This window comes from Bradyrhizobium sp. LeoB3, from assembly GCF_055456055.1.
The window spans coordinates 1-17,871 of record NZ_JBVBEF010000129.1 but is presented as its reverse complement, the minus strand read 5'-3'; the positions used below and the strand labels follow the sequence as shown (position 1 = coordinate 17,871).

Annotated in this window: 11 protein-coding genes and 2 pseudogenes; 6 read left to right on the top strand and 7 right to left on the bottom strand. The window is 60.6% G+C overall.

The window, feature by feature from the left end; all coding sequences use genetic code 11:
• Positions 1-727 precede the first annotated feature (727 nt).
• From ACZXDY_RS40700 to ACZXDY_RS40690, 3 genes are all read right to left on the bottom strand, one after another.
• Entirely contained in the window at positions 728-1,843 is a 1,116-nt protein-coding gene (locus tag ACZXDY_RS40700; protein ID WP_464349370.1) for a nickel/cobalt transporter, read from the bottom strand.
• Positions 1,840-2,481, bottom strand: a complete 642-nt coding sequence (locus ACZXDY_RS40695) for a DUF1007 family protein (protein WP_464349369.1) — start codon at positions 2,479-2,481, stop codon at positions 1,840-1,842. The genes ACZXDY_RS40700 and ACZXDY_RS40695 overlap by 4 nt, the downstream gene beginning before the upstream one ends.
• 223 nt (positions 2,482-2,704) lie before the next feature.
• Positions 2,705-3,043, bottom strand: a complete 339-nt coding sequence (locus ACZXDY_RS40690; protein ID WP_464349368.1) for a hypothetical protein — start codon at positions 3,041-3,043, stop codon at positions 2,705-2,707.
• Positions 3,044-3,277: 234 nt separating this feature from the next.
• Here ACZXDY_RS40690 and ACZXDY_RS40685 point away from each other — a divergent pair, with 234 nt between their 5' ends.
• Complete coding sequence (locus ACZXDY_RS40685; RefSeq protein WP_464349367.1) at positions 3,278-4,180, top strand: alpha/beta fold hydrolase; 903 nt, start codon at positions 3,278-3,280, stop codon at positions 4,178-4,180.
• Positions 4,181-4,321: 141 nt separating this feature from the next.
• Here the strand turns inward: ACZXDY_RS40685 and ACZXDY_RS40680 are convergent.
• Positions 4,322-5,292, bottom strand: a pseudogene (locus ACZXDY_RS40680) (CobW family GTP-binding protein).
• Positions 5,293-5,687: 395 nt separating this feature from the next.
• Here ACZXDY_RS40680 and ACZXDY_RS40675 point away from each other — a divergent pair.
• The 3 genes and pseudogenes from ACZXDY_RS40675 (at position 5,688) to ACZXDY_RS40665 (ending at position 11,562) form a co-directional block, all read left to right on the top strand.
• Complete coding sequence (locus ACZXDY_RS40675; RefSeq protein ID WP_464349371.1) at positions 5,688-6,557, top strand: metal ABC transporter substrate-binding protein; 870 nt, start codon at positions 5,688-5,690, stop codon at positions 6,555-6,557.
• 97 nt (positions 6,558-6,654) lie between these two features.
• Positions 6,655-7,651, top strand: a pseudogene (locus ACZXDY_RS40670) (hypothetical protein).
• A 617-nt stretch (positions 7,652-8,268) separates the two neighbouring features.
• Positions 8,269-11,562, top strand: a complete 3,294-nt coding sequence (locus ACZXDY_RS40665) for a non-ribosomal peptide synthetase (protein ID WP_464349366.1) — start codon at positions 8,269-8,271, stop codon at positions 11,560-11,562.
• Between the two features lie 6 nt (positions 11,563-11,568).
• Here the strand turns inward: ACZXDY_RS40665 and ACZXDY_RS40660 are convergent, their stop codons facing one another.
• Genes ACZXDY_RS40660 through ACZXDY_RS40650 form a run of 3 tightly spaced genes read right to left on the bottom strand, consistent with a single transcriptional unit; the run spans position 11,569 to position 15,978 of the window.
• Complete coding sequence (locus tag ACZXDY_RS40660; protein ID WP_464349365.1) at positions 11,569-12,714, bottom strand: ABC transporter ATP-binding protein; 1,146 nt, start codon at positions 12,712-12,714, stop codon at positions 11,569-11,571.
• Between the two features lie 2 nt (positions 12,715-12,716).
• Entirely contained in the window at positions 12,717-13,553 is an 837-nt protein-coding gene (locus ACZXDY_RS40655) for an ABC transporter permease (RefSeq protein ID WP_464349364.1), read from the bottom strand.
• Positions 13,546-15,978, bottom strand: coding sequence for a condensation domain-containing protein (locus tag ACZXDY_RS40650; RefSeq protein ID WP_464349363.1), 2,433 nt, complete (start codon positions 15,976-15,978; stop codon positions 13,546-13,548). Before ACZXDY_RS40650 ends, ACZXDY_RS40655 begins: the two co-directional genes overlap by 8 nt.
• Positions 15,979-16,115: 137 nt before the next feature.
• Here ACZXDY_RS40650 and ACZXDY_RS40645 point away from each other — a divergent pair, with 137 nt between their 5' ends.
• Together ACZXDY_RS40645 and ACZXDY_RS40640 are read left to right on the top strand one after the other, a co-directional pair.
• A complete protein-coding gene (locus ACZXDY_RS40645) occupies positions 16,116-16,559 on the top strand; it encodes a GNAT family N-acetyltransferase (RefSeq protein WP_464349362.1) in 444 nt (147 codons plus the stop codon).
• Positions 16,519-17,574 carry a 4'-phosphopantetheinyl transferase family protein gene (locus ACZXDY_RS40640; RefSeq protein WP_464349361.1) on the top strand — a complete coding sequence of 352 codons (1,056 nt, stop codon included), beginning with the start codon at positions 16,519-16,521 and terminating at the stop codon, positions 17,572-17,574. Before ACZXDY_RS40645 ends, ACZXDY_RS40640 begins: the two co-directional genes overlap by 41 nt.
• The last annotated feature ends 297 nt before the right edge of the window (positions 17,575-17,871 follow it).

The following is a 17,871-nucleotide window of genomic DNA, read 5'->3' as shown; positions in this document are numbered from 1 at the left end:
TCTCTTGGTGCACACATCGTGCACATGCTGCCCTCTAACTAATTGAAAAAGTTGAATTCTCGCTCCAATCCATCATGAGCAAGCTTGAGCTAGCTCCGGCAACCTAGGTCCAGCTGGATCCCCATCAACACCGGCGTCGCGCCGCATGAGGTGAACTTTGCAGCTCGGATCGTGTCGCCCGAGCTGTCGGGGGTTCGAGTCAGTGGTCCGCTACATCGCTAAACCCACTATTTCGGGGGCCCTGTTTTCTTACCGGAGGGCAGCTTAACTCGGTGCGCGGCCTCTTTATAGTCCGCCAAAAGCCGCCGTTCACGCGCGATCCATCGCCACTCAAAATGATCGCCGAGTAGGTTCAAATCTGGGCTGGCAACACCCCGATTCTTGCGATTGATCGAATCCCAAATTCCTGAGCTCGCTGTGTGAAGTGCCAGTGCTTGCGATTCCGCCTTTCGACCTGACGCGTGTGGCTGCCTAATCGACTACTAAAGGGGCAAGCGATGGCCCATATCGAGAAAATCAAACATTCGTCCACATGTCGGCTGCCAAGGGCGCGCCGAAAATGGTCGATGTGCGGCCAAATCTGCGCGCATGACCCCCAACCGTACGAACGGGCAAGCATGAGGACGTCAGCTCCCGAAGCTGGACCAACATGAGCCAGCCGGTCGGCCGTTGAGCCGAACGCCACAATTGCAGCCAGCTGGATCCGATTGGGACGATGGCGTCGGGCCTATCCCGTGAACATCCAGAGCCGCTCGCTGGACATGTAACCGGCCAGCAACAAGGCGCCGAGTGCAACGATCAACGCTGCGGCGCCGACCTCGATCGCTCTCATTGCGAGCATGCCGAATCCGGCCCGCGCGCTCGCAATGTGGCTTGCGAGCTGCCGCGCGCTGATGGCGGCTGTTGCGATCGCGGCCACCGTGACGGCCGTTCCCAATCCCATGATCAGCGTCGCGCCGACGCCGGTCCAGAACAGGTCCTGCGTCAGCGCGAAGATGAGCACGATGATCGCGCCGGAACATGGCCGCAGGCCGACCGCAACGACCACCGACAAGCCACGCTGCCAACCGCCCGCGCCGGCAAGCCCGGCCGGCTCCGGCCCGTGGGCGTGCCCCCAGGCCGATTCGTGATGATCAGCATGCTCGCAGTGAAAGCGGTGTACGTGACCGGTGCACCCATCAACTTGGCATTGACCGCCGCGCATGGCCATCACGCCGAGACGCCGGTTAGGCAACTGAAAGGTCTTGCCGCCTTGAGCTGCAGCGAAGGCCAGGACGGGTGTCTGGCGCCGCGTCGGTTCGCGGCAGGCCATGAGAAAGCCGCGGCCTTTGACGTACAGAAGCCGCAGGCCGATCAGGATGACCAGCACGTAGCTGACGAGCTCGACGAGATGCACAGTCAGGCCGATCGCCTTGGCAGTGGCGCCAAGAAGAACCGCCGCAATCGCCACGACAATGATGGCGACGACGGATTGAATGCCTGCTGACACAAAGGACAGAACAACACCACGGCGCCAGGTCTCTTGGTTGGCGACGAGATAGGAGGAGATCACAGCCTTGCCATGGCCCGGCCCGACGGCATGGAAAACGCCGTAGACAAACGAGATGCCGAACAGGCTCCACATCGCCGCTCCGTTCTGCTTGCTCGCTTTGATGACGCCGGACAGCGAACGGTAAAAGGCCGCCTGCTCGGCGAAGATCCAGCCGATGAAGCTTGAGCCCGGCGCAGCGGCGGCGGGATGAGGTGCGCCAAACGGCGCGCCCTGCGCCGATGCGACCTCGCTGGCACTGAGCGCGACGATCGCCGCTAGCAAAGCCAAGATCAGAACGCGCGACCGGGTCATGGGCACTTCACCAGGATCTTGTTGGCGAAGGTCTCGCCATAGGTGCTGGAGGGGTCGAGCGGGACGGCATCGAGCTGGCTAAGCCGCGCCTGTTCGGCCGGTGTCGGCTGGTGCGGCAAATCGTAGGTCACCAGGCATTGCGGCGCCCCGCTCAAGGACACCGGCTTGTCCTTGGCGAACTCGAAATCCACGAAGATGGAGGGATCGTAGATCTCGATTCGTATCGCCTTCGCTGGGGCCGCCGCCTTCAACGGCAGGGTGAAATGCAGCGTGAGAGCGGCATTCTTGTATTCGAGCCAGTAGTCGACAGGATCCGAAAACTTCAGCTTCTTGCCGTCGGTGCGCGCATACGTGAAATAAGCATACTCCTTAAGCGAATCGACGTTGGTCTGCGCCAGCGACGCCAGTTCTTCTCGCGTGTATTGGCCTTTCTTGGCGTGTGCGATGCCCTGAAGCGCATAGGCGGAAAACATGTCATCGAAGGTCCAGGCGTGGCGAATGCCCGTCATGGTGCCATCCGCCGCATAAAGCACTTCGCTGTGGAAGGTGACCCAGACGTGGGGATGCGCCTGCGCGCGGTGGACGGACAGCGCGAGCAGGAGCATCGCGCAGAAGGAGGGATAGAGCCGTCTTGTCATGACTGTGTTGCCCGGTGGGAAAGCCAGTGTGAACGCCCGCAAGCGGCGGGCGCGGCGATCTCGGATGCGCTCGCATGAAGCAGACGTCGCCGCCGAGCAGACGGCAGCGACCTGCGACCTGCGACCTGCGACCTGCGACCTGCGACCAAAGAGGAGCCCGACGGCTTCAGTTGTTGCAAGTATCGTCGCTAGGCCCTGCTACGCAGGACAGCGACTCGAGCGGTCAGCAGGCAGGCGGCGCGCGCGGCAAGAAGGCCGCGCGGCGCGGCTGAATTGCGATATCCGAACCGGGGTTGGGCGAGCGATCAAGGCTACTCCATTCGAGCAAAGGCAACTTTGCCGGCGCATACGGTATCGACGAATTCGCCAGCAGGAAGCTCGAGAAGCAGATCGTGCAATTTTCATCGTCATCGGCCAGGCGCGACGGATGCCACTCGGCGGCCTGCCGTTGCGGCCGGACTTGCCCGATGCTCGCGACATTGAGGCGAGCGCGCCCGGAGAACATGACATCATGCTTGTGGACGTGGGCGAAAGACAGCACGAGCTGGAGCGCGAGCGCCACGAGCGCAAGACAGGCTCCGCAGCGCTGCACGAAAACCCGTGCCGGCATGAATTTCGTCAACGCGTTATTTCCCCGTCTGACGCGACTATGGACCAAAGGAATATGGCGATCCATAGGCTATAATCGTCCTTGCCATTGACGAAGCAGCGTCGTGGCATTTCCGCCAAGCGCAGGAGCGCCATCGAAGCAAAGCGCCGCGGTACGTACGACGTCGATGTGCAAGGGCAGTTGAGCATGATTATCGAGCGCACAATCGAGTATCCGTGGGAAGGCCGGGCGCTCTCGATCGGAATGGCCAGTGCGGGAAACGGTCCGGACGTGATCCTGCTGCCTGCGCTCAGCTCGATTTCGACGCGCGCCGAGATGTATCCGCTGCTCGAGCGACTGGCATCCGACTGTCGTGCGACGACCGTCGACTGGCCCGGATTCGGCGATCTGCCGCGCCCGCGCGCCTACTGGTCGCCCGAGATGCTTTCGACATTCCTGGACTGGTTCTTGGGCCAGATGTCGCCGGCGTCACGCATGATTGTCGCCGCCGGACATGCGGCGACCTATGCGCTTCATCATGCGGCGCGCCACCGCGACGCGGTCGACCGCCTCGTGCTGCTCGCGCCGACCTGGCGAGGGCCCCTCCCCACGATGATGGGCCATCGCCCCTGGTTCGCCCGCGTGCGAGCGGCGATCGATTGGCCGCTGATCGGCCAGTTGTTCTACCGGATCAATGTCAGCCGTTTTGTGGTGACGAGAATGGCGCGCGAGCACGTCTATAGCGAGGCGGACTGGCTCTCCGGCGACCGGCTCGCCGCCAAGCTTGCGGTAACGCAGGCAAAGGGAGCGCGCCACGGTTCGGTGCGGTTTGTGACCGGATACCTCGATCGGGTCGCAAGTCGCGAGGACTTTTGTGGCCTGGTGCGGAAGGCGGATAAACCGACACTGGTGGTCTATGGGCACGAGACCCCTGCACGCTCGCGCAGCGAAATCGAAGCGCTGGCGGCCTTGCCGCATGTTCGGCTGGTGCGGCTGGAGAAGGGCAAGCTGTCTCTCCATGAGGAATTCCCGGATGCGGTCATGTCCGTCATCCGCCCGTTTCTTTTCGATGGAGCGGGCCCGTCCCGCCCGTTTGCCTCCCTTCCGTAGCGCGATCGTCCTGCCGCTCGCCGGCCGCATCGACCGGCGGGAATATGCTGTCCTAGATCGCGCGGGCCTCCCGGATCAGACGCGCCCGCTCGAGGTCGGATTTCGAAACAAATCCTACGATCTCTCCCATCTGCCCTCCCCTCAGGCGCAGCAAGCCTCAAAATCGTGCTTGAGCACATCCGTGGGCAGATCGCGTCCGATGAAGACGAGCCGGGTCTGGCGGGCCTCGTCATGCTTCCACGCGCGCTGGCTGCCACCCTCGATCAGCATGTGGACGCCCTGAACGACAAATCGCCGGTCGTCGTTCGCCAACGCAATGATCCCCTTCATGCGCAGGATGTCGGTAGCGTAGCGTTGGGCGACATCATTGATCCACGGGATGAATGTCTCTGGATTCATCGGGCGGTCGGCGACCAGCGACAGGCTGGCAACACTGTCATCATGCTCATGATCGTGCTCCTCAGTGAGGAAGCCCGGCTCGACCTCGAGAATACGGTCAAGATTGAAGGCGTCCCGCCCCAGCACCTGGTCGAGAGCGAGGCTGCAGCGCTCGGTCCGATGGATCACCGCGTAAGGATTGATTTTGCGGATGCGACGCTCGAGCGTCGCGAGACCCTTCTCGTCGACAAGATCGACTTTGTTGACGAGAACGACATCGGCGAACGCCAATTGCTCCTGCGCTTCAGGAGTTCGATCGATCTGGTTAGCAGGTGCTTGGCGTCCGCGACTGTGACGATGGCATCAAGCTTGGTCTTGCGGCCGACGTCTTCGTCGACAAAGAAGGTCTGTGCCACTGGCGCGGGATCCGCGAGACCCGTGGTCTCGACCACAATACCGTCGAAGCCGCGGCTGCGGCGCATCAGCCCCGCGATGATGCGAATGAGGTCGCCGCGAACCGTGCAGCAGATGCAGCCATTGTTCATCTCGAAAATCTCCTCGTCTGCGTTGACGATGAGATCGTTGTCGATGCCGATCTCTCCGAATTCGTTCACGATCACCGCAAACCGCTTGCCATGGGTCTCGGAGAGAATGCGGTTCAACAGCGTGGTCTTCCCGGAGCCGAGATAGCCGGTGAGAACCGTGACGGGAATCCGGGGTGCAGCATCGGCCATGGTGTCGTGTCCTCCTCGCGTTTCGTGGGCGGCAGCGCTTTTCGTCATATCGTCGGGATCGCTCATCTGCGCATGTGGGCTTCGGGCCGGGATCGCGCAGAAAGATGCCTCAGGAACTTGATGCGGAATGCCCCCAGTTTGTTGCGACCCGAATTGTAATGTTATTACGTTACATTGGATCGGAAGAAGACGCAAGGGACCGATCAATCAAGCAATTCGGAGAGGCCCTCTTGTTCCGGCTGTGTCGCGACACCCCTGTACATGCCGACGCTCGACGGCAGTTTGATTTCTATTTGGCCCGGCGTTCGCCACACCACATCTCCGCATCGTGGCAGAAGGCCTGTTTTCAAGGCTTTCGGCTGCTGATTTTGATCGGCCTTGCGGTAGCCTCGGCGATCTTGCCGGCTTCTGCGCAACAAGACGCAACGAAGCTACAGGTCGTGGCGACATTTTCGATCCTCGCTGATTTCGCCAGGAACGTTGGCGGCGATCGGGTCGAGGTCACGACGCTGGTCGGTCCCAATGGTGACGTCCACGTCTACACACCGACGACCGCCGATGCGGAGGCGATCAGGAACGCCCGACTTGTGATAGTCAATGGGCTCGGCCTGGAGGGCTGGCTGCCGCGGCTCGTCCAATCATCCGGCGGCAACGCGCCCATCGTCGTCGCGACCCACCGCATCGTGCCGCGCAAGGTTGCTGCCGGCGAAATACTGAGTCGTGATCGTGGTTTGGGGTCGGTCGACCCGCACGCCTGGCAATCCGTTGCGAACGCAGAGATCTACGTCGCCAATATCCGCGACGCCATGGTGGCCGCCGATCCCGCCAACGCCGCGACGTACAGAGACAATGCATCGGCCTATCTGGCCAAGCTGGAAACGCTCGACCGCGATGTACGCGAGGCGCTCGCGTCGCTTCCCGTCGAGCGGCGCAAGGTGATTTCAACCCACGATGCTTTTGGTTATTTCGCCGCCGCCTACGACATCACATTCGTGGCGCCCCAGGGCGTTTCGACCGAAACCGAGCCGAGCGCCCGGGATGTTGCAGCCATCATCGCGCAGGTCAAGAAAGAAAAAACTCCAGCAGTCTTCCTGGAAAACATCAGCGACCCCAGACTGATGCGCCAGATTGGCTCCGAGACCGGGGCAGCGATCGGCGGAACGCTTTATTCCGATAGCTTGACAGCGAAAGATGGCGAGGCTCCGAGCTACATCGAGATGCTCAGGCACAATATCAGAACGATTGCGAGCGCCCTTATGGAGTAACCGCTTGTCCGGCCGCCAGGCCCGGCGCTAGCGGCTGCATGCGCTGCGACACTTGAATGTGCGGGCAAAAACGCTTCGAAACAGGAGAATTGATCCGGTGCGGTTAAGATCCATCCTTCTGATGTTCAGCCTCTTCATCGTCGTCATCGCCTTAGTGGCGTCGTCGCGGTCTTTTGCCGCGCAGCAATCATCGGACATTCCGGCTTGGCTGAGGGCTCATGTCGGCGAAGGCGAAGGTCAAATCGCACAAGTGGTCCTGCAGAGGGCGCGCGCGCTTCATCAGCAAAAAAGTGAGCGAAGGCGCGGTCAAAAATCCCTGCTACTTCGCCATGGACGCTACGCGTCCCAATGATCTGGGCGATGGCAAATTGGGGGACAGGTTCTACGTCCTCTGCGAATCCGATCGATCGTTTCGCGCGATTTCGGCCGGTCACGGCGGCGGTCGCGATTTGAAAGGCGTCGCGGATTTCGCGAACGGAAGACGCTGCGCGAAGAACTTCGGCAATGCGATGGACTCAACTCTGACAACTGGCGGGGCCTATGTAACCGGCGAGACGAAGACGTCTTTCAAAGGCTACTACCGTGTTTCGGCGAAACAAGACGCGGTTCTAGTGCGCTCGTTCGTTCAGTTTGATGGCGAGGGCGAGACCGCAAATGCCCGAGAGCGCGAGATCGGCGGGCATCCGGCCGAGTTGTTGAGGAACGTCTGTCTTCGAAAAGATCCGCGCAGTCCGTACGCAAACCGCGACGGTTACGTTCCGTTTGGAACGCTGGTTGATTACGCCGGCGGCCGCAGCAACGGCTGCACCAGTTGGGCGCCATCGGACGCAGCGCAAATCATCGCGATGGTGAAGGACAATCCGACAACGCTTTACATCTATCCTGAGGCCGCCGACGTCAACGCCGTCGCGCGAGCAATGGCGGCTGGCCGGTCGCTGTCTGGCGTGGGACTATATTGGAACGCTTCCTGTTTGAACGAAATCCTCGCTCCGACATTTTGGCCAAAGGAAACCCTCGAGCCTATCCTGGCTCAATACAAGAAGGATCATCCGCCACCGGCGCAACAGCCAACGCCTATTTGCAAGGGATCGTAAACTTTGTTTATCGCGGTTGGTATCGTCCCCGAGACACCTCAACAACCGGTTCTGGCTATTTCTTCAAAACCGGATTCGCGCCTCGTCTGGTTTGGGGGACGTACGCAAACTTAGCGGGGCTTAGGGAGAGAAATCCGCGAGCGCCCTTCCCGCCGATTATCTGGCGAACGCAATCGCACGAGATCGTGCTCCAGCGTGAAAAAGCGTAGTTTTGGTGCCCAGGGAGGGAATCATACGCAATCACCGACATGAGGAACCGCTTTTTGTCCTCATGATGGTGGTGTGAGCGCTTGGCACAGTGGCGGAGGTTCGCCACATCGCGAAACCCACAATCGCGGGAGCCCACTTTGTTGGTGGCTGGCGGCCTAGCTCGCTGCGAAGCATCCTTGCGGCCTGCCGGAACCCGCTGCTTAGGTTCAAATCCTGGACGTGCCACACGTTCGAATCGCGTCGAGTGCGCAACTCTACGCCAGAGCACGCTACGGTCGCCGCCGTAGCACTCCATTCGCTCGCCAATCCGCGCCAAGTGCTCCACCCCAAACGCGGCAGGTTGCTTGCCGCAACTTGCGCATAGTTGAGAATATACTGAGGCAAGATCTGGAACCAGCGAGTGACAATTGGTTCCGCACCGGGAATGGAGCTATCTTTTGCGGGACTTATTAGCCTCTGCACAGCAACGCGCATTTTGGTTGACGAATGAAATCGACCCGGGAACGCCCGTATTCAATCTGTTGAGAGTGCTGCGGCTCAGAGGGATGGTTCACAACCATCTCCTCGCGCGTGCATTTGACGACCTTATCGCGCGGCACGAAGTCCTGCGGACGGGGCTTGTCGAGCGAAACGGGATGGTTCTGCAGCAGGTGCATGACAAGATCTCGTTCGCCGTCGACGAGCAGGACTTCAGCTCACTGTCGGAATCTGAACGTCGTATGCAGGTGGACGCACTTGCGGCGCGAATGTGTCAGACTGCCTTTGATCTCGCCGTTCCGCCGCACTTGCGGGTTGCGCTTGCGCGGCTGTCGGAAGAAGAGCACCTGCTCGTCATCGTATTTCATCACGTCATCATCGACGGGTCGTCAATGGGGACCTTCTTCGATGAACTCGCCAGTCTCTACGAGGCGAAACTAAGCGACGAGCCGGTATCCTTGCCGGAGCTCGCGGTTCAATACAGCGATTTCGCCGAACGGCAGGAACGGCTGTACGCGCGAGCAGCATTCGAGCAAGACGTCGCGTTCTGGCGGAAAGCGCTTGCTGGCGCGCCACCTGTCCTTGCATTGCCGACTGTTCGCCCGCGTTCCGCCCAACGGGGCCACTGCGGCAAGCGTCTCGGGTTCGACATAGATGAACGTCTCATCGAAGCGCTGCGAGCGTTGTGCTCCCGCCACGGTGCCACTCTCTTCATGGGCCTTCTATCGGCATTCCAAATTCTGCTGCAACGCTGGGCCGATACAGACGACGTCGTGGTCGGTACGCCAGTGTCCGGAAGTCGCGACGAAGATCTCGCGCAACTCATCGGTTGCTTTGTGAATACATTGGCGCTGCGCGGGGATTTGTCAGGCGATCCCACCTTTGCTGCAATGCTGGCCCGCAATCGGTCGGTCTTGCTCGACGCGTTTGAGCACCAGCACGTTCCGTTCGAGCGGGTCGTGGCTGATATGGGTGGTCCGCGGACACGGGACCATTCCCCGATCTTTCAGGTCATGTTCGTGCTGCAGAACTTTCGACATCAAGCGCCGAAGCTGGCCGGCCTCCAGATTCAGGACGTGGACGTCGACCCTGGTGTGGCCAAACTGGATCTCTCGCTCGAGATCATCGAGAGTGACGGACTCGCTTGCTCATTCGAATATGACAGCGAACTCTTCGACCCGTCGATGATAGCGCGAATGGCCGATCAATTCCGGCGTATCCTGGAGGCGGTCGTCGACAAACCCGAGCGAGCTATCAGTGGCATCAACTTGCTTGACAAGGACGACTGGCAACGTGCCGTGTTCGAGTGGAATTCCACGGCACGCCAATACCTGCAACATACTCCGGCAGAAGCCTTTGCCGCGATTTCGGCCAAGCTGCCGGGCGACGTCGCGCTCATTTCTGACGATCAGCGGATCAGCTTTTGCGAGCTTGCTCGGCGTGCTGGTCAGGTCGCAACGGCGCTGCGTGGCCATACCGCCGAGCCGGTCGGCATCTTCCTGCCCCGCTCGGTCGATGCCTTCGCGGCCGTACTGGGCTGCCTAATCGCCGGTATACCGTGGGTTCCTCTCGATCCGGCGCAACCGGATAAGCGGCTCGCACAACTCGTCGGACTGGCCGGCTGCCGTACCGTGCTCACCCTTCGCGCCTTGTCCAACCGCCTGCCCGCCGGGCTTTCAGCAGTCGTGATGGATCGGGATGCGCCGCTTTGGAGCAAGCCGGTCGAGATGGTGGGTACAGGAGCGGGCATCGATCTCGCCTATGTCCTCTTCACGTCCGGCTCGACCGGGGTGCCAAAGGGCGTCATGGGCACGACCAGAGCCTTGATGAACCGCATCGACTGGATGCATGAGGCTTATCCGTTCGCCCGCGGCGAGGTGGCCTGTTGCAAGACGTCGATCGGCTTCGTTGACGCCATCTGGGAAATGCTTGGACCGCTGCTGGCAGGCGTGCCGACGGTGATCATTCCGGATGAGATCGTCCTTGATCCGGAAAAATTCATCGCGCTGCTCGGACAGCATTGCGTCACCAGGATTGTGCTCGTGCCGACGTTGCTGCGCGTGCTGCTCGACCACGCGCCCGACCTGGGAAGGCGTCTGCCGGCTCTCAAGATGTGGTCGGTGAGCGGCGAAGTTCTCACGCCGGATCTCGTGAGACGTTTCAAGCTGGCCTGCCCCGGCCGAAAGCTCATCAATCTCTACGGATCTTCCGAGGTCGCAGCCGACATTCTTGTCCACGAGGTTCAGGACGCAGACGCCGACGGACCCGTGCCGATTGGCAAACCCATTGCCAATACGCAGGTCTACGTTCTCGACCGCGTGGGCCAGCCTACCCCGGTGGGCATGCCCGGCGTGATCCACGCGGGCGGCGCTTGCCTGGCACTTGGCTATTGGGGCAAACCCGATCTGACTGCCGAGCGCTTCAGAGTCAATCCGATTGCGGGCGCGCCTTCGCCGATACTGTTCAATACTGGCGACCGTGGAGTGTGCCGGGCGGATGGCACGATCCTTTATCTCGGCCGCAACGACAACCAGGTGAAGCTGCGGGGTGTCAGGCTGGAACTCGACGAGGTCCTTGGGGCGCTCCGCAGCCACGCCACGGTGAAGGACGCCGCAGCGATGATCGTGGGCGATGCTGACCAACAACGACTGGTCGCATTCGTTGTCGGACACCAGGAACAGAAGGCGCCCGTTCCGAGCGAATTGCGTGCATCGCTTCAGGAGCGTTTGCCGTCGGCAGCGGTCCCCGCCAAACTGTTCGTGGTTGATGCGCTTCCGCTCTTGCCGAGCGGCAAGGTCGATCAGATGGCTCTCAAATCGCTTGCTGATGCGCCCACACGCCAGGAGGCTGCACCCGGCACGATGCCGGTGAATGCCGACGTGGCAGGCATCTGGCGAACCGTACTGCGTGAGGACGACATTCAAGCAACCGACGATTTCTTTGACCTCGGCGGCAATTCACTGCTTGCCATGCAAGTCATCGTGCGTGTGCGGCGCCGGTTCGGCATCGACATCCCAATCCGGGCGCTGTTCGACAACCCAACGCTGGCAGGTTTTTCCAACGCCGTAAAAGACGCCCCGCCGGCCGACGACCAGGAATTGACGGAGATCAGGCCTCGGGCGCGCTCAAGGACGGCATTAAGTGACTTGCGAAATCGCCTTGCCAAGCTGCCGCCGGAAGAACTGGATGCACTTATACGAAGCGTCAAGCAGGGCATGAACTGAGGGGATTCAGTTCTCGTCCCGCTCCAGCTTGGCACTGTGCGTCATATAGAAATCGCCTTGCACGATAAGACCCGGATCGACGCGAAATGGCGCGGCGCGTATGCGCCTGGCCAGAACACGCCCCGAGCCAGTCGTGACTGCGAGATCGACCGTATACAGTCCCCGCTGAATAGCGAGGATTGGACAATCGAAAACGACATGTCCCCGTCCTGCAGCGAGTGTGGCAGAGGTCGACACAAGCTCGGTGCAGATATAGCCGCTGGGCCAGATGAAGCTGACGGTGAACACGACGTCGTCAATGGACACTTCGGCCTCGTAGCTGACGCGGACGGTCAGAGGAGCTCCTGTCCTGGGACGAGCACCGTCACGACCGACGAAGCTGACGCCGTGCAGGGCGATGCCACCCCCATCAAAATTCAAATTTGAACTCGGAAGGCCCTTGGCTGCGCTGATTTGATATTTTTCGATCATGTCGCGCGGGCTGCCTTCGCCTGCCATTTCACCTGACGTCAGCAGGAGGACTCTGTCGCAGAGCCGCTCCACCGCCGCGAGATCATGCGAAACAAGCAGGATCGTGCGCCCCGAGCGCCGGATCTCTTCGATCCGATCCATGCAACGGGCCTGGAAAGACAGATCGCCAACGGCCAACACTTCGTCGAGCAGCAGGATATCCGCATCAAGCTGAGAGGCTACCGCGAAGCCCAGCCTCACGAACATCCCCGATGAATAGGTCTTGACTGGGGCATCGATAAAGTCGGCCAGTCCCGAGAATTCCACTATGCGGTCGAAGCGCTTTTGTACCTCAGCCGCTGGAACTCCAAAGATCGCTGCGTTCAGGAAGACGTTGTCACGGCCGCTCAGTTCAGGGTGGAAGCCCGCTCCAACTTCCACGAGTGACATGAGACGGCCAGCGATGGTGATATCCCCGCGGTCGGGCGACGTGATGCGGGCGAGCAGTTTGATCAAAGTCGTCTTGCCAGAACCGTTCGCTCCGACAACACCCAGTGCTTCGCCGCGCTGAACATCGAAGCTGACCTCTTTCAGGGCCCAAATGCGCTTTGTCCGCCTGAACCTGAACAGGCTACGTCCGCCGTCGCGATGAACGCGATAGGACTTTGACACGTTGCGTACTGCGATATCGACAGCTGCCATGGCTAAATTTCGTCGACCATGTCCGGTTCGGCAGTCTTGAACATGAAATATGCGATGCCGAACAGGATCAGTCCAACGACGGCAGCGTAAACGAGTTGCTCAGCACTGATGATTTGCTTGCCGACCAGTGCGCCGCGGAATGCCTCGACCAGCAACGCCAGAGGATTGAGCTCATAGACCGCCCTCCACTGCGCGGGAACGGCATTCAAGGGATACAACACGGGTGTCGTAAACAGGACACCTTGCAGCAGCAGAGGCAATCCGATCGCGATGTCACGAAATCCGATCTGCGCGATTGAGAGCGCCAATGAAAAGGCAGCCGCGTAGATGATCAGGATCAGGCAAATGGGCGCCAGCTCGATTACAGTCGCCGGAATGCCATGTCCGCTGCAGGCGAGAGCCACCATCGTCAGCGCGGTCGCGATGGCAAGGTCGGCGAGTGCGGCAAACACGTAGGAAAGCGGCACGATCTCGCGGGGGAAATACACCTTCGCAATAAGCGACCTGCTGCTCAGCACACCCGCAGCAGCCGTATTCAGCGACGTTGCGAAGAATGTCCACGGCGAGAGGCTGGCGAGAATGAAGAGCGGATAAGGGATATCCGAGGTCGAACGGCCGCCGACGGCGGAACCGACCACCGTCAGAAATGCCAGGAATGCGAGCGGCTGCAGGACCGCCCAGGCCCAGCCTAGCCAACTGTTTTGATAACGTACCCGCAGACGGTTGACCGTCATGAATCCCAGCAGCTCACGATAGGCCACAAGCTCACGAAGCCCGCCGGGTACACGACTTGAGGCCGGCACCGTGCTCCGGATGAAGGTGACGGTCCGTTCAGACAATGCGACGATTCCCTGAGGCTGTTGGAACAGGGGCCACGACCTCGTCCAAAGCGGCGCGGACGATGGCAGCGCTCTGCGGATATTCCATCCAATTGTCATGGCCACCGGGCACCTTGTGGATCACGACCCGGCCAGTGACCCGGCGGTCCCAGCCCGAGGCGACGTCAGCCATGCCAAGGGTTGGCGCGGCCTTGAAGAGGTGAACATCGCCGTCGAACAGACACCCAGGGTGGTACGCGCGCACACTAGGCCAGATTCCTCCCCAAATACGCAGATGCCATTCATATGCAGACGCATCCGAAGTCAGCATTCGGCGGATAAAAACATCTAGCCATCGTTTGGCGATTCGGATGGGGCGCAGGAAGGCCGGCTTCGACTCGAAGAAGCCGCGAACGGGCGTGTCAAGCTGCCCAAGCAGTGCAATCTTTTCACCTGCCTGCTGAAGCTGGAGAGCTATCTCAAGAGCTACGACGCCGCCCTCGCAACCGCCTGCCAGCAGATAGGGTCCTTCTGGTTGAATGGCCTTCATCCTTGATCGGAATTCGGTGGCGATGGCTTCGACGCTGTCGATCATGGGCTGCTCAGCAAGCAGCCGCTGCTCCTGAAGATTGTAAACGTCCAGCTTGTACACCGTTGGCCCCGGCCCGAGTGCCTTTGCCAGCTGGATGCTATTGCGCTGCGCGCTGCAGATGAACAGCAACCGCCCGTCGCTTCCTCCGACAATCTTGGTGACTGCATGGTCCGGTCCGCTGTGAGTACTGCTTTCCGCCAAGCCGTTCACCAATCCGGCCACCGTGGGATCCTCAAAGAACAACGCCACCGGCAGCTTTCGGTCCAGGCGTCGCGACAGCGCGGACATCAGCCGCACGGCCATGAGCGAATCACCCCCGGCGTCGAAGAAGTCCTCGCGCATGTGGTTTGGCGGCGAGCCAAGGAGGTGCTCCCATAGCTCAGCAACAAGTTTCTCCAGGGCTTCACGACGCTCTGGGGACTCTGAAGCGTTGCGAACGAGACGGAGGGCTGGGTTGGCGCCGACTGCGGTAGGCATGGGGTCGCGAGACAAACCGGCGGCATCGTTTGCAATCCGCGCCGGAAAGGCCTCAAGCGTCGTGATGTCTCCATGGGCAATCTGGAGGAGCACGGTTCGCAGTGCGTCCGACAGGCGGGAGACGGTACGAAGAGGCACCTTGTCCGGCCGGCTGTCAAAGCCGATCCACAAGAGGCCGTCCGGCGTTTCGGAAGCGGTCACAAAGAGGTCGGCTGTTGGAGCGGGCGATGGCAGCCAGGTTGGCCGGCACGGTAGGCGTCCAAAGCGCCGGAGCGGTGTGGGCACGGCTACCGAAGAGAACATCACCTGGCTGAGCGGGGCCGCATCTGCCGAGCGCGACGGGTTGGTGGCGCGCACCAGCGCATCCCAAGGCACGTTTTCATATTCGAGAGTATCCACAAGCTGACGCCCGACCTCGGCCACAAGTTCGGCCACGGTCTGGGCGGCACGAGCGCTGGCCTTCAGCGCGATAACGTTGGCAAACGGACCAATGACGCCTTCCGCTCCATCGCTGCCACGGCCGGCCACGGGCACGGCGATGACGAAATCCGGCCCGTTCGCGTAGGGAGCAAGCACTGTCTGGAGCGCGGCGAGCAGCACCGTAAACAGAGTGACGCCGGTTTGTTGCGCGACCTCCTTGAGGCGACCTAGTGTTGCAGCGTCGACAGGCAGGACGTCATTTGCGCCAACCTGTCCCGAACGAACGGCTCGGCCGGCGCCAAAGTCCAACTGCGCCATTGTCGGGCCGAGTTTCTCCGCATAACGGTGCAGGCGAACGCGAAATGTGCGAGTGGCCAGCCAGCCTGCCTCGGCAATTGCGAAGTCGGCGTATTGCCAAGGCAGCGGCGCAAGTGCAGGAAGGCTGCGAGCACAAAATGATGTGTAGGCCTCGGCCATCTCACGAACGAACAGGCCAAGCGAGAGGTTGTCGGCGATGATATGGTGCAGGACGAACACCAGAACATGCACGGCCGGCGCGCGCCTGACGATAACCAGACGAACCAGGGGACCCCGGCTGAGGTCAAACGGGGCGGCAACCTGCTCGTGAAGGATCGTCCTCAGGTCAGGGGTGGGACCGGACGGTGCATCGACGAGCACGACCATAGGGCGAGGGTCGCCGACAACTTGGCGTAGCGTCCCGCCATCGTCCACGAATAGCGTCCTGAGAGCCTCGTGTCGCTCGACAAGAAAATCCAGGCTGAGCTGGAGTGCAGCAATGTCAACCTCTCCGAAAACCTCGAGGGCGAACGGCAGGTGATGTTGCGGAATGCCCGGAGCAACAAGTTCCATGAACCACGTCCGGCGCTGTGATGCGGATGCAGGTTCGGTGTTGAGCAGCGCTCCCGCTGCATTCTCGGACACCAATGAAGCTGCCATACCCAGATGCTTCTCGGACAAACGGATGTGAGACCCCCTTCCTTGCAAGAGTTCGGTGGGTCCCATAGAAATTTGACATTCTTGGGCCGCAAAAACGTCTCCGGGCGGACGCCAGCATCGACAACGTGAGCTAGGGCATGAAACAGGAACTGTTCGTCGACTGGTCACCCGATTCTCGCGATCACGCAGCTCTGTTACAGTCTTTGGTTCGCGACAACACAGCTCGTGGTGGACCGAGCGGCCATCGAAACATCGCAATCATCGTAAGAGATCCTGACACTGGCGAGGCGTCCAGCGGTGTTTGGGGAGACATCCTTTACGGATGGCTGTTCATTGAACTGCTCTACGTCGCCGAATCCGATCGTCGCCAAGGTCTCGGTTCCCGCCTTCTTGCGGCTGTCGAAAACGCGGCGCGGGAGCAGGGATGCACAGGTGTCTGGCTTAGTTCCTACGCATTCCAGGCCCCCGGATTTTACGAGAAGAACGGATATGAGGAGTTTGGCGAACTTGTTGGGAGCTCTGCGTCCAGGGGCGCAGCAGATGATCGACTTCTCCTTTTCCGGAAACTGTTACGCCGCTGACAACACCAGTTGGCCTATCGCCCCCCGGACGCGCGGAACCACGCAACTCCGCGGCGGTACGGCTGCCTTGCAGTACGTCTGGGTCAGGGCTGTCGTCAGGTTCCCATCAACTATCGATGATCCGGAAGCTGTCGCATCGCTGATCCCCAACGGAGAAGCGGTCGCCGCGCGAGGTCGGCGAGCAAATTCGTCATCAAATGCTTTGGTCCGCAAGCACGCGGCCAGACTCTCAGGAGACCGCGCCTTGCTCGATTCAGCTGTATGGAGGCAGGCACAATCTCCTCCCCCGTTATGGCCCGATGAGATTCACGTCTGGCAGAGCCATCTGGACGTTGATGCCTCCTCTCAATCGTTGCTGCATTCGCATCTGAGCGAAGACGAGAACAAACGAGCAGCGCGCTTTCGGTTCGATCGCGATCGAGATCGCTTCATAACGGCGCGCGGGACGTTGAGAACGCTTCTGGCGCAATATCTGCGAAAGCAGCCTAAAGATTTGCAGTTCTTGCTTGGACGAGAGGGAAAGCCGGCGCTCGTGCCCAATTCAGCCGGACGAACACTGAGTTTCAACCTGTCTCATTCACAGGATGTTGCGGTTTTCGCCTTCGGCTGGAATCGAAATATCGGGGTGGACGTCGAGAGAGTTCGCCCTGACGTCGAATACGAGGACATCGCGCACCATTATTTTCCCGCCGGAGAGATACGATCGCTGGCCAGGCTTCCACGACAGAAGCGGGCTGAAGGGTTTTTCCTGTGCTGGACCCGCAAAGAGGCTTACGTCAAAGCAGGCGGCGGCGGGCTGCAGATCCCTCTCGATAGCTTCGATGTGAGTTTGGAGCCGGGCACCCCCGCACGCTTTCTCGGAGGGGTCCACCCATCGTGGCGCATCAGCAGCTTTATGGCTGGCAATGAGTATCCCGTCGCACTGGTCTACGACGGGCTGCCCGTCGATCTCCAATTCTTCATTCTCGGCCGGGACACGCATTGTCTGCCGTCAGCGCCCATGGCACAAATTTGAGGTATTGATTTGAGGATTTGGATCTCGTCGCAGTGACAAAGGAACGAAGATGAGACCCAAATCCTCAAGCGCCAAAGAGCCTGCAGAGCAGGTGTGAAGGACATTCGCCGCGCGACACGGCGACATTTCTCAGCTGAAGACTGGTGTCCTTATCGCAAATCAATCCGGGCATATTGGTGGTGCAACCCACCCAAAATCGGGCGACAGATAATGCGTCCGCCTGTCTCGGCGGCGCGTGATATCGGCGCGTCCTTGTTCAATGACAGATGGGGTCGCGTGCCATTGTAGTAGCTCATG